Raw genomic sequence first — 13,499 nt, forward strand, 5'->3', positions numbered from 1 at the left:
CCCTGCAGAAGAAGGCCCTTCGTAAGGAATTGATCGCGCTGCGCAACAGCTTGCCCGACCGGCAAGACCGTGCCGATGCCTTGCAGCAGGTCATGCGCATCTGGCTGGTGGGCCGGCCGGAACTCGTCATTGGTGCCTACTGGCCCATCAAAGGCGAGTTCGACCCCTTGCCCGCGCTGCACCGATGGAAGGAAGACGGTGAGCTGCTGGACCAACCGCAGCGCCGCCGCATCGGTCTGCCGGTGGTCAACAAGGAGCACAAAACCATGACATTCCATGCCTGGTATCCCGGATGTCCGATGGAAGAGGACGCCTACGGCATCCCCAAGCCCAAGGACACCGAGGTGATTGTGCCCACGCTGCTGTTCTCTCCCTGCGTGGGCTACGGGCCCGGTGGCTACCGGCTGGGCTACGGTGGGGGGTTTTACGACCGCATGCTGGCGAGTCTGTCGCCGCGGCCCTTCACCGTGGGTCTAGGTTACGGCGTCGGCTTTGTGCCCGATTTGGAGCCCGAGCCGCACGATATACCGCTGGATGCGATCCTCAACGACTACGGCGTGGTCTGGCCGGTTTAGCGCGCTGCTGCTAAGGCGCGTGCGTCCGATGCGTAGGCATTGAGCGTCTGGGCCATTTTTTCGCGCTGCAGCGGGGTGCTGCTGTTGTGCAAGCCCGCAATGGCTGCGCAGGTGGCCTCGCGGATCTGCTCGCGGTAGCGCCGGTAGTTGGCATCCGGTGACATGAAGGATCGCCCGATCAGGGCTTGCATTTCTGCCAAAGCCTGGGCTTCGGACAGGGTGCCAGAGCGCAACAGTGCCAGCGTGCGCAGGCTGTCTTGCTGGCGCCGCTGGGTTTCGCGGTGCTGCAAAGCGGGGTCGAAACCGCCGCTTTCAATTTGGCTTTGGATCCAGCTGCGCTGGGCGTCGCTCAGGTCGCCATAAAAGCCTTCTGCACGGTCTTGCAACTGCTTGCTGCGACGTTCGTTGCGCTCGGCGGGGGAGGGGTCTAGCCACTCTTCGCGCCATTCAGCGTTGCGTTTCTCGTACTGCGCGGCCAAGTGGGCCAGTTGCGCGGCTGTCATGGTGGTGGCGAGCTTCGCCATCAGGGGTGCCAAGCGTTCCATGGGGGCCATGGCGCGTTCTCGCAAGCCGTCGTACACCCGACACACCTCAGGCGCGCTGATCGCGTTGGTTGCTGCGGACTGCAGGCCCGACAGCGTTTGGGCGATCAGCGGCAGCTCTTCCTTGCGGTGCCAGTCGTGCAACGATTTCAGGCCCTCGCGTAGCACCGTGCTTTGGCGGCTATCGAGGTCGAGGTAGCCGTCGAGCCAGTAGTAGGTCAGCGTAGGGGCGTTGTTGTAACCGGTGCGCAAGGCGCTGCAACCCGAGAGCACAAGCGCCAGCAGGCTCGCGCCGATAATGGAGGTCCAACGCATCATACGAGGTGAGTCCGTGCTTGAAGGTAACAGGGTGTCCGACGTGAATCCCAGGGTGGCAGGCGCGCCCCCGGTGGACGTGGTCATTATGGCGGCGGGCAAGGGAACGCGCATGCGCAGCAAAATCCCCAAGGTGCTGCAGGCCTTGGCCGGGCGGCCGCTGTTGCTGCATGTACTGGACACCGCAGCTTTGCTGGCGGCGCGCACGGTGGTAGTGGTCACTGGCCATGGCGCTGAAGCGGTCGAAACCGCCTGCGCCCAACACCGAGGTACTGCCAAAGAATTTGCGCTCGCATGGGTGCGACAGGAGCCGCAACTTGGCACCGGCCACGCGGTGCAGCAAGCCGTGCCCGCGCTGCCTGACGATGGCGTGGTGGTGGTGCTGTCTGGCGATGTGCCGCTCACGCAAGCCGACACCTTGCTGGAGCTGATTGCGGCCAGTGGCGGCGAGCGGCTTGCGCTGCTGACCCTGGAGATGCCCGAGCCCGACGGCTACGGGCGCATTGTGCGCAGCGCCGGCGCAGTGCAGTCCATCGTCGAACACAAAGACGCAAGCGATGCGCAGCGCCAGATCACCGAGATATACAGCGGCATACTGGCGGTACCCGCAGCGCACTTGAAGCGCTGGCTGGCCCGCCTGGACAACAAGAACGCACAGGGCGAATACTACCTGACCGACATCGTGAAGTTCGCAGTAGCCGACGGCGTCGGCGTGGTGGGCCACAAGATCAGCGACGCGATCCAAGTGGCGGGCATCAACAGCCCGGTGCAGTTGGCGCAGCTGGAACGTGCCCACCAGCGCCGTGTGGCACACCGCCTCATGGAAGAGGGCGTGCGCCTGGCCGACCCGGATCGCCTGGACGTGCGTGGCGATCTATCTTGCGCCCACGATGTGAGCATCGATGTGAACTGCGTCTTCTTGGGCCAGGTGAACTTGGGCGAGGGGGTGTCCATTGGGGCGAACTGTGTGATTGCCAATGCGGTCATTGAGGCCGGTGCGGTGATCCACCCGTTCACCCATATCGATGGAGAGCAGCTGGGCGTGACCGTGGGGCCGGGGGCGTTGATTGGCCCGTTTGCTCGCCTGCGTCCCGGTGCGCACCTGGGAGCGCAGGTGCACATTGGCAACTTTGTCGAAGTCAAAAACTCGACCCTGGCCGATGGCGCCAAGGCCAACCACTTGGCCTATCTGGGTGACGCCACGGTGGGTGAGCGGGTCAACTTTGGCGCGGGCAGCATCACTGCCAACTACGACGGTGCCAACAAACACCGCACGGTGATTGAGGCCGATGTGCACGTGGGCAGTAACTGCGTGCTGATTGCGCCTGTCACGCTGGGCGCCGGTGGCACCATTGGCGGCGGCTCCACCATCACCAAGAGCACTGCGCCGGGTGCCCTGAGCCTGGCGCGTGGCAAACAAGTCAGCTTGGCGGCATGGGCGCGGCCCCGCAAGCTGCCTCCAGCGGGCGGTTGAGGACATCGCGGCACGCTTGGTAACCACGCATAGCAGCCCATCCACAACGCAGAATCAACGCTGACCCAACGCGCATTCAACGTACGACCAAAGCAAAAGCTAGCTGGACCAACGTGAGCACCGCCTTCAATTACAAACACCTTTACTACTTCTGGGTGGTCGCCAAGGAGGGTGGAATCTCGCGCGCTGCCAGCAAGCTCGACATGGCGGTGCAGACGGTGAGCGCCCAGGTGCGTGATTTGGAGCGAGCCCTAGGTTTTGCGCTGCTCAAGCCCGCTGGCAGGGGGCTGGTATTGACCGAGGCAGGCAAGGCCGCCATGCAGCAGGCCGACTTGATTTTCCAGCTGGGAGAGGACTTGCCTGCCAAGGTGCGCGACGCTATCAGCTCGCCCACTGTGCGCCTGGCCGTGGGCATTTGCGACAGCCTGCCCAAAATGGTGGTGCACCGCATGCTGTTGCCAGTCATTGCTGAGCCCAATCTGCGGCTGCTTTGCCACGAAGGCGAGCTCGATGACCTGCTGGGAGATCTGGCCTTGCACCGGCTCGACGTGGTCCTCTCCGACCGTCCAGCGCCGGCCAATCCCAACATCAAGCTCTACACCCACGCACTGGGCGATTCGGCCATCGACTGGTATGGTCCTCCCGACATGGTGGCCTTCGCCAGCGCCGACTTTCCACACAGCCTGGCCCATGTGCCTTTGCTGCTGCCCACAGCCCATACCGCGGTACGGGCGCGTCTGGACCAGTGGTTTGAGCGCAATGGCATCCGGCCGAGGATCGCTGGTGAATTCGAAGACAGCGCCCTGCTTACGACGTTCGGCGCCAGCGGTATGGGTGTGTTCCCGGCAGCGCAGTGGGTCCAGGACGATCTACTGGCCCACTACGCGGTGCAGCGCCTGGGGCCGTGCGATGGCGTGGCCGAGCATTTCTTCGCCATCGGGACCGAGAAAAAAGTCCAGCATCCCTTGGTGCAGCGGCTGGTGGACTCGGCAAGCTCCTAGGGCGGCGGCCTATCCTCGTGATGCCGGCGGCCCTTCCTTCGGTCTAGCGGCGGCCAAGCAGACCGCGCCATGCCGAGTGCAAGCGTTCGAGCTTGGCGGCAGCTTGGGGGTCTTGGCTGGCATTGCGCAGCGACTGCCGTACGAATACCCACAGTAGCAGCACGAAGAAAACCCCCAACGTGGCCACAGCGGCGACCAACGAGCGCTTAGGCGAAGCCTTGCGCTCCGGGGCTACCGCCGGGTCCACCACTTGGATGGTTGCGCCCTCGCGCGCCTCGTCGATGCGGGCAACTTCGTACTGCTTGGCAAACAGTTCAAACAGTGTTTCTTGGTACTTGAATTCGCGGTAGCGCTCGATGTAGCTGGTCTCGCCATCCGCAGCGCTGGCTGCGGAGCTCGGCAGAGTTTCAAGCCGGTTTTTTTCCAGCTGCGCGCGCAACGCAGTAAGCTCGTTTTGGGCTTGGCGGAATTCGGGCGCGGTGTCGGCGAGGTAGCCGCGCATTGCTGCGAGCTTGACTTCCTGGGCAGTGACCGATGCGCGCAAGCGGGCAACGCCTTCGACCGCCGCTTTGGGGTCGGACTTGAGCGTTTCTACGCCCACGCCGGTGGCTTTAAGGGCCAGTTCTGCGCGCACCAGATTGGCCTTTGCAGCCTCGAGCTGCGCCTGAAAAAACACGCGGCGCTCCTGTGCCTCGGTGACGGCCAGCCGCTTGAGAAGTTGCCCCAGTTCCAGCACATGCGCATTGGCCACATCGGCCGCAAACTGCGGGTTGGTGTCGTCGGCCTCGATGGTGATCAGCCCGTCTTTGCCGCCGCTGATGCGCACGCGCCCGCTCAGCACCCGGCGAGCGTCTTCGCGTAACGCCGTGTCGTAGCGCTCTTGAAGCGCAAATCGGTCGATCAGCGCGTCTTGCAAGCTGCGGCTTTTGAGGAAGGCCACGTACTGGTCGATCGGATTTTTGATGCCGCCTACCGAGCCTGCCAAGCCACCCAAAGCACCCAGCGACTGGATCAGCCCGGCAGCGCCCGATGCCTGCTGCTGCGGCGGCATGATGCGGGTGCTGGCGGTGAAGGTGGGTGCAATCAGTGACGCCGCGCCGAATGCAAGCAGGCCGCATACCAACGGGGCGAGGACGAGCAGCCGCAGGTTTTCCACGACCACCTGCGCCAAGTCCAGCAAGCTGATGTCATCCGCGTCGGCAGGGGTGGCTTGGGCCCCCGATGCAGCTTGGCCTGCTGGCATGGAGTCGCTCGTTGCCGCGGGTTGGTCGGGCGCGCTCATAGCTGTTTGGCCGCCACGACGCCGAGCCCAAAGTTGGCAAAAATCTGGGTCCAGTCTTTGAGGGCGCGGATGGTGAAGTTGTAGGTGGATTCCACGTCCACCTTGGCAGGCACCACGAGCGTGTCGCCGGGCATGATCGGCGTCGACTCGAACGAGCCGCCAAACCAGCCAGCGCGATCGCGCTTGGTGAGCACGCTGCCATCGGCACGCAACACAAAGGCGCTGGCAGGTTCTGCGTCAACCTGGAAGCCAGCCGCACGAATGATGTCCCCAATGTTTTTACCCGGCTTGTAGATGATCGCGTTTTCATTGCTAACCGCGCCCAGCGCCGATACGAAACTGGGTACCGATGGCACCACCACCCGGTCCCCGTCTTCCAGCACGATGGCGGGTAAGGCAGACAGCGCCCTGGATTGGGGGTCCAGCTCCAGGGCAATCCGACCACTGCTGCGCAGGGTCCGCAGGCGATCGATTTGCGCCTTGAGCTGCGCCTGTTGTTGTTGTTGCATGTTCTGCGCCTGCGCCAGCGCGGTGGGGTCGCTGCCGGTGGCGATGGTGCCCGCAGCGCGTCCCTGCAACTGCGCTTCAAGCTTGCGAATAAAGGTGTCAAGGTTGCCTTGCTGCTGGCGCCGCACCGATTCGCGGGCGAACTCAACCCCAAACAAATAGGCGTTGGAGCTCAGGCCACCGATGCGCGCGATAAGCTGGGGCAAGGTTTCGCCAGGCAGCGTGGTGTAGACGCCCGGTGCGGCCACTTCGCCCTCCACCCGCACCAAGCGGCTTTGGCGCTCTTGCGGCAGGGCCAAGTCTTGGTGGTTGAAGATGGTGACCACGTCGCCCGGGGTTAACACACGGTTTTCAGTGGCATCGTTTTGAAGCACCGCTTTACCCAAGTTAAAGGGCAGCAGCTCGATGCTCAAGGTGTCGCGGTTGAGTCGCTCGATCACCGCGTACTGCCAGTTGATCTGGTCGACAACGCTGCGAAAGCGGTTGGTTACTGCCTCATCGACATTGGCAGGCGCCGCCGACTGCGGCCTGTCCTTTTGGACCAGCTGGTTCTTGCGACGGTAGTAATCGGGCGTGATAAGCGCCTCCCGGCTGGGAATCAGGTCGCGGATGCGCATGCCTTCGAACCAGGGGTAGCGCAGCGGTTCGGCTACCACACCCTGCAGGGTCACCGCATTTGCGAAAGCAGGGCTTACTGGCAGCAAAGTGAGGATGTCACCGCCGCGCAGCGGCAGCCTGAGTCCATCGGTATCGAGCGCCAGCGTTTGTACTTGGCGGGCCGGTTGTTGCGAGGCGTCAACCCGCTCCAGAATCGCTTTTCGGCTGCTGGCCACCGGCGATGCTCCGCCGCCCAGGGACAAAACCTCGGCCACAGTGGTGTTAGGCCCGAGCTCGTAAATCGCGGCTTGGTCGAATGCGCCGGTGACCGCCACGCGCTGGGTTGCTGGAGGGATGAAGATCACATCACCTGGCATCAGCGCAAGGTCTTTGGACTTGTCGCCACGGGCTATGAAGTCATACAGATCCAAGCGGGTCACCACCTTGCCTGCGCGCTGTAGCTCGATGCGGCGCATGGAGCCGTTGATGTTGGGGCCGCCGCTGACAAACAGCGCGTTGACCAGTGTGCTCAGACTCGACACAACGTAGGTGCCGGGCTGTTTGGCTTGGCCTACGACATAGACCTGGATGCTGCGCAAGCGGCCCAGGTTGGCGCTCAGGCTGAAGTTGGTGTAGGTGCGCGCAATCTGCCCCCGCAGCACCGTCTCCAGCTCAGACAGGGCCACCCCTGCAAGTGTTACCACCCCCACCCTGGGTATCTGCACTTGGCCATTGCGGTCGACTAGCAGGTTAGCGGAGAAGTCCACGGCGCCCCAGACTCGCAGCCGAACCTCGTCACCTGGCCCCAACACATAGCCGACGGGGGCGGCCAGGCCCGCGTCCGCCCCGTAGGCCGGGGGCGCTTCAAACAATGCACTGCCGAAATGCGGCAACAGGCTGCCCGTGGCCTCTTGAACAAAGCGCTGGAACTGGCTGGTCGGCTCTTTGCGGTTGGGGGCGCGTGTTTTGTCTGCAGTGCGCTTGGAGCTGTCTGCCTCTTTCGCTTCCTGGTCGACTGCCTCAGCGAGTTTGCCAGGTTCGCGTACAGCGGCGCCCTTGGACTCCAATCGGGTTGCTTCGCTTTCAGATGCACTTGCCGAATCAGGCGAAGAAGCCAAAGCCCGTTCGCCGTTGGCCACGGCTCCCACCGGACTATCCCATGTTCGAGGCGTTGTTTGCGCGTAGCCCAGGCCGGGAAGCAGCAGCAGGGCACACGTGATCGCGCGCACTCGGCGGGCCAAAAATGCAGCGTGAAAAATCATCTGAAATCCCAAAAAACCCATTGAACAGCGGGGAGGTGGCAGCGCTTTTTCTATCTTGGTGGCGCTTGTTATGGCCATCCCGATGGCACTTGCAGTGTCTGCGGCTCACGGCGCTCGCCGCAGTGCCTTGCGTGCGGGTGGCATTGTAGTGGGAGATTGTTCGTTGCAAGGTGTTGGCCGGGCGCCCAAGGAGCGCCGCGAAGGTGCCGCCGCCGCCGCGCCTCAGCCTTGTAAACGCTTACAGCGCTGATTTACCATCGCGCCCTATGAAAACTCAAAAGCCCAAGCGCGGCCGCGATGTGCTGGCCGCTGGCGCCACACCGGTCACTTTGGAGAGTGTCGCCAGACAGGCGGGTGTATCGCCGGCTACGGTGTCGCGCATTTTGAATGGGACGGCGGTGGTCAGTAGCGTGCGCAAGGCGGCAGTGGAGGCGGCGATTGCCGAACTTGGTTTTGTTCCTAACCCAGTGGCGCGGGGTTTGGCTGGGGGACGTACCCTGAGCATCGGCGTGGTTACGCAGGCGCTGGACAGTCCGTTTTACGGTTCGGCTCTGCGCGGCATTGAAGAAAAATTGCTGCCCTTGGGCTACAGCCCACTGTTTGTAAGTGGCCAGTGGAATGCTGAGGTGGAACTGCGCTGCATGGACACGCTGCGCGCACGCCGAGTGGATGGAATCATCGTGCTCAACGGCCGCCTCACGGACAAAGTACTTAAAGCCCGCGCCAAGCACCTGCCGATTGTGGTGACCGGCCGCCGCGTGACCGCTCCCGGGCTGGTGGGTTTGTACTTCGACAACGTCGAGGGTGCCCGGCTGGCGACTAAACATCTGATCGACCTGGGACACCGCCAGATTGCGTTTATCTCGGGTGATCCGCGCCACCCTGACGCCATCGACCGGCTCCAAGGCTACCGCAAAGCCTTGGAATCCGAAGGTATTCGGTTCGATGCAGCGCTGGTAGCAGAGGGCGGTTTTTTTGAAGCCAGCGGCTTGCAGGCGCTGGCCGACTTGATGGCATCGCGCAAGCGCTTCACAGCCATCTTCGCAGCCAACGACCAGATGGCGGTCGGAGCGGCCTTGGGCTTAAGCCGGCACTCCCTTCGGGTGCCCGAGGATGTCTCGCTGATCGGCTACGACGACTTGTCGTCCTCGTTGTACTCCAACCCCCCGCTGAGCAGCATCCACCAATCGGCTTATGAGATGGGACAGTTGGCGGCGGATGTGATGTTGCAAATGCTCGGCGGCCAGACGCCGGTGTTTGAGGTGCCCGCACCGCGGCTGGTGTCCCGGGAATCTTGCCGACGCTTGTTGATCTAGCACGCTTCATGGGGAATACCCTGAGCCCAAGCACTCAGGTTAGCTTTCTATAATGAAAGCGCTTTCACAACTGCCTGTCGTTCGCCAATCCGCAACCCGAATGGAGCGTCTATGCCTAAAGCGAGTTATCTGAACCGCGCCTTTGCCAAGTGCCTGGTGGCCAGTTGCGTTGGGTTGGCCTGGGCGGGTGCAGTATCGGCCCAGCAAACCTTGACGGTGGCCGCCTACCCGGCGGTCGATGAGATTGCCAAGTCCGCCATGGCGACCTGGAAGAAAAAGCACCCCACCGTCGAGGTCAAGGTCATTAGCCGGGCGTTTGCGGACCACCACACCGCAATGACCACCGCCTTGTCCACCTCCTCCAACTTGCCCGATGTGATGGTGGTGGAGTACGGTTATGTGGCGCGGTTTGCCGAAGGCGGCGGCTTAGAGAACCTGGGCATTGCGCCCTACAACATTGCAGCGCAAAAGGCCCGCTTCGTGCCCTATGCCTTCCGCCAAGGTACCACGCAAGGCGGCGCGGTGGTCGCGGTGCCCTCAGACATCGGCCCGGGCACCCTGCTGTACCGCGACGATCTGCTCAAAAAGGCCGGTGTGAAAGAGGCCGATCTCACTCAGTCGTGGGACGGGTTTGTTGCGGCTGGCGTCAAGATCAAGGCCAGCACCGGTGCCTACCTGGTGGCCCATGCACGGGACGTCAAGGACATCGTGATTCGCTCCAACATCAAACCGGGCGAGGGGCTGTACATCGACAACAGCGGTCGGGTGCTGGTGGACTCGCCGCGCTTTGTGCGCGCCTTTGAGTTGGCAAAGAAGGTGCGCGAGCAAAAGCTCGACGGCAAGATCAACGCCTGGTCGAACGAATGGTCTGAGGGCTTCAAGCGCGGCACCATCGCTACCCAACTCTCTGGCGCTTGGCTGGCTGGGCACTTGAACAACTGGCTTGCGCCTGCCACCAAAGGCCTGTGGCGGGCTGCACAGCTGCCCGAGGGAGCCTATGGCTCATGGGGCGGAAGTTTCTACACCATACCCAAGGCTTCCAAGAACAAAGCATTGGCGTGGGAGTTCATCCAGATGATGACGCTCAACCCGGAGATGCAGCTCAGCGCGTTTAAGTCGCAAGACGCATTCCCGGCGTTGCTCGATGTGCACAAGGATGCATTCTTTGACCAGCCGATTGAGTTTTTGGGTGGCCAAAAGGCACGCCTTTTGTGGCGTGATGCGGCCAACAAGATCACCGCGGTCGATGTGCACAAGCTCGACCCGGTGGCAGACGAAATCGTGGGCACTGAGCTCGACAAGGTGCTGGACCAGGGCAAGGACATCAAGGCCGCCTTGGCTGATGCGAAGGCACTGCTCGAACGTCGCGTAGCCCGCATGGGCCGCTAAGCCGCTGTGAGCACATCCACTCTGCGCCCGCGCTGGCGCCTCTCGCCCAAGGCCATTCCGTACCTGCTGGTCAGCCCGTTTGTCATCTTGTTTTTGGTCTTTGGTCTGTTTCCGCTGGGTTTTTCGTTCTATCTGGCGTTCCAGACTTGGGAGCCCACCGCAGGCCTGGCATCGATGCAGTTTGTCGGGTTGGATAACTTCGCCTTTGCGTTGACCGACGAATGGTTTCACAAGTCATTGGTCAATACCGCGTGGCTGGCAGTGGTTTCCGGGGTGCCGCAGCATGTGATCGCGATACCGCTGGCCTACTTCATTCACACCGCTTTCAAGCGCACCCGCAACGCGGTGATCGGTGCGTACTTCTTGCCCTACATCACCTCCACGGTGGCCATCGCGATGATGTTCGGCACGCTGTTTTCCACCGACTACGGGCTGATCAACATCGCTTTGCACGGCCTCTCGCAAGTGCCCGGCCTGGGCTGGCTTTTTTCGGGGGAACCCATCGACTGGCTTAACCGCGCCGAGAATGTCAAGCCCGCAGTGTCGATCGTGGTGTTCTGGCGTTATGTGGGGTTCAACACCGTGCTGTACCTGGCCGCGTTGCAGACCATCCCCAAAGACATTTACGAGGCCGCCACCATGGACGGGGCGCGGCGCCTGCAGCAGTTTTTCTACATCACTTTGCCCAGCCTCAAGCCGATGATTTACTTTGGCGTCACGCTCAGCGTAGTCGGTGGATTGCAATTGTTTGAAGAGCCTTTTATCTTGACCGGCGGGCGCGGTGGCACCGACCAAGCCGGCATGACGGCGGCGATGTACATGTACCGCACCGCTTTTGAGTTCAACGACTTTGGCCTGGCCAGCGCCTTGTCCTGGTTGTTTTTTGTGCTGATCGCGCTCTTGACCTGGTTGACCAACCGGGCCTTCAAGCCACGCGAAGGCAGCGTGTAGGAGCACGGCCATGAACACCGAAAAGATGGCCCCGCGCGCCGCCTACCTGCTGGTGGGCGTGGGCGCGCTCATCATGCTGATGCCGTTCTACTTCATGTTTGTGTTTGCGACCCATTCGCGCACCGACATCTTCAACCTGCCGCCGCCACTTTTCTTTGGTGGCAACTTCGCCATCAACCTGCAAATCCTCACCGAAAAGATAGCCTTCTGGCGTGCCCTGGGCTGGAGCCTTTATGTGGCGCTGGCGTCTACCGCGCTCACGCTGCTGTTTTGTTCGATGGGTGGATATGCGTTTGCGATGTTCGAGTTCCGGTACAAGAAGCAGCTGTTTTTGCTGGTCATGGGAACGATGCTGTTGCCGCAGTTTCTCGGCATGATCCCGACCTTCATGATCATGGATGCCTTCGGTTGGATCGACCAGCCGCGTGCCCTTTACATCCCCGGTGCGGCCAGTGCGTTTGGCATTTTCATGATGCGGCAGTTCATCAGCGCCTCCATTCCCAAGGAACTGATTGAAGCGGCACGCATGGACGGCTGCGGCGAGTTGGGCATTTACTGGCGCATCGTGCTGCCTTTGCTGGCGCCGGCCATGGGCACCCTGGGCCTGATCACCTTCATTGCGTCGTGGAACAACTTCATCGGGCCGCTGATCGTGATGCGCTCACCCGACATGTACACCTTGCCACTGGCCCTGCGCAGCATGCAAAGCCCGGTCAACACCGAATGGGGTGCAGTGATGGCGGGTTCAGCCATTGCCACCTTGCCTTTACTGGTGTTGTTTGCCATTTCCTCGCGCCGTCTGATCGACGGACTGACCGCCGGGGCCGTCAAGTAGGCGGTGCGCGATTGCGCACGCGCCGAACCCGCCCAGCCCCTCCCACGATGACCAAAAACTTCGCACCTCCTTCCATCGCCGCGTTCCCGCAGAACTTTGTCTGGGGCGTAGCCACCAGCGCCTTCCAAATTGAAGGCGCAGCCACGCAAGACGGCAAAGGCCCGTCCATTTGGGACGATTTTTGCCGCCGCCCCGGCGCCATTGCCGATGCCAGTGACGGCAACATCGCCTGCGAGCACTACCAACGCTGGCAGGATGATCTGGACTTGGTCGCCAGCCTGGGCGTGGACGCCTACCGCTTCTCGGTGTCCTGGCCGCGGGTGCGTCCTGGTGGCACCGGTGCTTGGAACGAAAAGGGACTGGATTTTTACGAGCGCATGGTCGACGGTCTGCTCGCGCGTGGAATCCGCCCCTACCTGACCCTCAACCACTGGGACCTGCCCAGCGAACTGCAAAGCCAAGGTGGCTGGGCGGTACGCGACACGGTGCACCGCTTTGTCGAATACGCCCAGGGCATCGATCGCCGCATGGGTGACCGGCTGGCGACCATCACAACCCACAACGAGCCCTGGGTGATGGCGGTACTGGGCTATGAGCAGGGCATTTTTGCGCCTGGTCTGAAGAGCCGCGCGGCTGCTATGCAAGCCTCACACCACCTTTTGCTCAGCCACGGTATGGCGCTGCAGGCTTTGCGCTCACAGGGCTCCAAGGCGCGGCTGGGCATCGTGCTCAACCTCTCGCCGGTCCAAAGCGCCACCGATACCGAGGCCGACCGCGCCCAAGCCCATCTGGAAGACGGGCGGCTGCTGCGCTGGTACATGGACCCGCTGTTTACCGGCAGCTACCCGCAAGACGTGCTGGACTTTCTGGGCGAGGACGCGCCAGCGGTGCGCGACGGCGATTTGCAGGCCATCCAAACCCCCATGGACTTCATGGGAGTGAATTACTACTCCCGCTCGGTGGTCAGTGCCCAGGGGCCTTGGGACACCAAGCAAAGTGGCCTGGCGCTCACCGATATGGGCTGGGAGGTTTACCCCGAGGGTTTGACCGAGCTCTTGGTGCGCATGCACACGGACTACCAGGTGCCACCCCTTTACGTTACCGAAAACGGAGGGGCCTTCAAAGACCAGTTGGTCGACGGCAAAGTGCACGACGCCGACCGCACCGACTACATCGCCCGCCACATCAACGCCGTCGCCCATGCCATGAGCCAGGGCGTGCGTATGGAGGGCTACATGGTCTGGAGTCTGTTGGACAACTTTGAGTGGGCCTCGGGCTACGCCAAGCGTTTTGGCATCGTGCATGTGGACTACGCCACCCAAAAGCGCACCCCCAAAGACAGCGCCCTGTGGTATGCGGCGATGCTGCATGCCCGCAAGCAGCAATGGGCCCAAGGTGGCGGACCGGTACCGGTGGCTGCCGATTCGAATGTTGCAGTCGCAGGAGCATAAAC

11 protein-coding genes are annotated in these 13,499 nt (G+C 62.3%); 8 read left to right on the plus strand and 3 right to left on the minus strand.

Features of this window, described 5'->3' with window-relative positions:
* Positions 1-2 precede the first annotated feature (2 nt).
* Complete coding sequence (locus tag ACILRC_RS00315) at positions 3-575, plus strand: 5-formyltetrahydrofolate cyclo-ligase (protein ID WP_395667566.1); 573 nt, start codon at positions 3-5, stop codon at positions 573-575.
* Here ACILRC_RS00315 and ACILRC_RS00320 read toward each other — a convergent pair.
* A complete protein-coding gene (locus ACILRC_RS00320; RefSeq protein WP_395667332.1) occupies positions 572-1,435 on the minus strand; it encodes a DUF6279 family lipoprotein in 864 nt (287 codons plus the stop codon). The two genes, ACILRC_RS00315 and ACILRC_RS00320, sit on opposite strands and share 4 nt — an antisense overlap.
* 85 nt (positions 1,436-1,520) lie before the next feature.
* On the opposite strand from ACILRC_RS00320, the gene glmU reads away from it, so the two are divergent.
* Positions 1,521-2,906 (plus strand): bifunctional UDP-N-acetylglucosamine diphosphorylase/glucosamine-1-phosphate N-acetyltransferase GlmU, encoded by a 1,386-nt coding sequence (glmU, locus tag ACILRC_RS00325; RefSeq protein WP_395667567.1) that lies wholly within the window; start codon positions 1,521-1,523, stop codon positions 2,904-2,906.
* A gap of 113 nt (positions 2,907-3,019) precedes the next feature.
* Positions 3,020-3,907, plus strand: a complete 888-nt coding sequence (locus ACILRC_RS00330) for a LysR family transcriptional regulator (RefSeq protein ID WP_395667333.1) — start codon at positions 3,020-3,022, stop codon at positions 3,905-3,907.
* A 43-nt stretch (positions 3,908-3,950) separates the two neighbouring features.
* Here ACILRC_RS00330 and ACILRC_RS00335 read toward each other — a convergent pair whose 3' ends face one another.
* Together ACILRC_RS00335 and ACILRC_RS00340 are read right to left on the minus strand one after the other, a co-directional pair.
* The gene (locus ACILRC_RS00335) at positions 3,951-5,189 is read right to left on the minus strand and encodes a Wzz/FepE/Etk N-terminal domain-containing protein (protein ID WP_395667334.1); all 1,239 of its coding nucleotides are present in this window, start codon (positions 5,187-5,189) and stop codon (positions 3,951-3,953) included.
* Positions 5,186-7,555, minus strand: a complete 2,370-nt coding sequence (locus ACILRC_RS00340; RefSeq protein ID WP_395667335.1) for an SLBB domain-containing protein — start codon at positions 7,553-7,555, stop codon at positions 5,186-5,188. The genes ACILRC_RS00335 and ACILRC_RS00340 overlap by 4 nt, the downstream gene beginning before the upstream one ends.
* 266 nt (positions 7,556-7,821) lie before the next feature.
* Here ACILRC_RS00340 and ACILRC_RS00345 point away from each other — a divergent pair, with 266 nt between their 5' ends.
* The 5 genes from ACILRC_RS00345 to ACILRC_RS00365 all read left to right on the plus strand — a co-directional run bounded on the left by ACILRC_RS00345 (position 7,822) and on the right by ACILRC_RS00365 (position 13,497).
* Positions 7,822-8,871 (plus strand): LacI family DNA-binding transcriptional regulator, encoded by a 1,050-nt coding sequence (locus ACILRC_RS00345; RefSeq protein ID WP_395667336.1) that lies wholly within the window; start codon positions 7,822-7,824, stop codon positions 8,869-8,871.
* A 111-nt stretch (positions 8,872-8,982) separates the two neighbouring features.
* A complete protein-coding gene (locus ACILRC_RS00350) occupies positions 8,983-10,260 on the plus strand; it encodes an ABC transporter substrate-binding protein (RefSeq protein WP_395667337.1) in 1,278 nt (425 codons plus the stop codon).
* Positions 10,261-10,266: 6 nt separating this feature from the next.
* Complete coding sequence (locus ACILRC_RS00355) at positions 10,267-11,211, plus strand: carbohydrate ABC transporter permease (RefSeq protein ID WP_395667338.1); 945 nt, start codon at positions 10,267-10,269, stop codon at positions 11,209-11,211.
* Positions 11,212-11,221: 10 nt separating this feature from the next.
* Positions 11,222-12,046, plus strand: a complete 825-nt coding sequence (locus tag ACILRC_RS00360; RefSeq protein ID WP_395667339.1) for a carbohydrate ABC transporter permease — start codon at positions 11,222-11,224, stop codon at positions 12,044-12,046.
* 47 nt (positions 12,047-12,093) lie between these two features.
* Positions 12,094-13,497 (plus strand): GH1 family beta-glucosidase, encoded by a 1,404-nt coding sequence (locus ACILRC_RS00365; RefSeq protein WP_395667340.1) that lies wholly within the window; start codon positions 12,094-12,096, stop codon positions 13,495-13,497.
* Positions 13,498-13,499 lie beyond the last annotated feature (2 nt).

Origin of the sequence: Rhodoferax sp. (genome assembly GCF_044236835.1) — a bacterium.
In the GTDB taxonomy this organism is placed as follows: domain Bacteria; phylum Pseudomonadota; class Gammaproteobacteria; order Burkholderiales; family Burkholderiaceae_C; genus Allorhodoferax.

Coding starts and splice junctions, on each gene's coding strand:
- ACILRC_RS00320 (WP_395667332.1), bottom strand. CDS start 1,435: ATGATGCGTTGGACCTCCATTATCGGCGCGAGCCTGCTGGCGCTTGTG.
- ACILRC_RS00340 (WP_395667335.1), bottom strand. CDS start 7,555: ATGATTTTTCACGCTGCATTTTTGGCCCGCCGAGTGCGCGCGATCACG.
- ACILRC_RS00350 (WP_395667337.1), top strand. CDS start 8,983: ATGCCTAAAGCGAGTTATCTGAACCGCGCCTTTGCCAAGTGCCTGGTG.
- ACILRC_RS00360 (WP_395667339.1), top strand. CDS start 11,222: ATGAACACCGAAAAGATGGCCCCGCGCGCCGCCTACCTGCTGGTGGGC.
- glmU (WP_395667567.1), top strand. CDS start 1,521: ATGGCGGCGGGCAAGGGAACGCGCATGCGCAGCAAAATCCCCAAGGTG.
- ACILRC_RS00365 (WP_395667340.1), top strand. CDS start 12,094: ATGACCAAAAACTTCGCACCTCCTTCCATCGCCGCGTTCCCGCAGAAC.
- ACILRC_RS00345 (WP_395667336.1), top strand. CDS start 7,822: ATGAAAACTCAAAAGCCCAAGCGCGGCCGCGATGTGCTGGCCGCTGGC.
- ACILRC_RS00335 (WP_395667334.1), bottom strand. CDS start 5,189: ATGAGCGCGCCCGACCAACCCGCGGCAACGAGCGACTCCATGCCAGCA.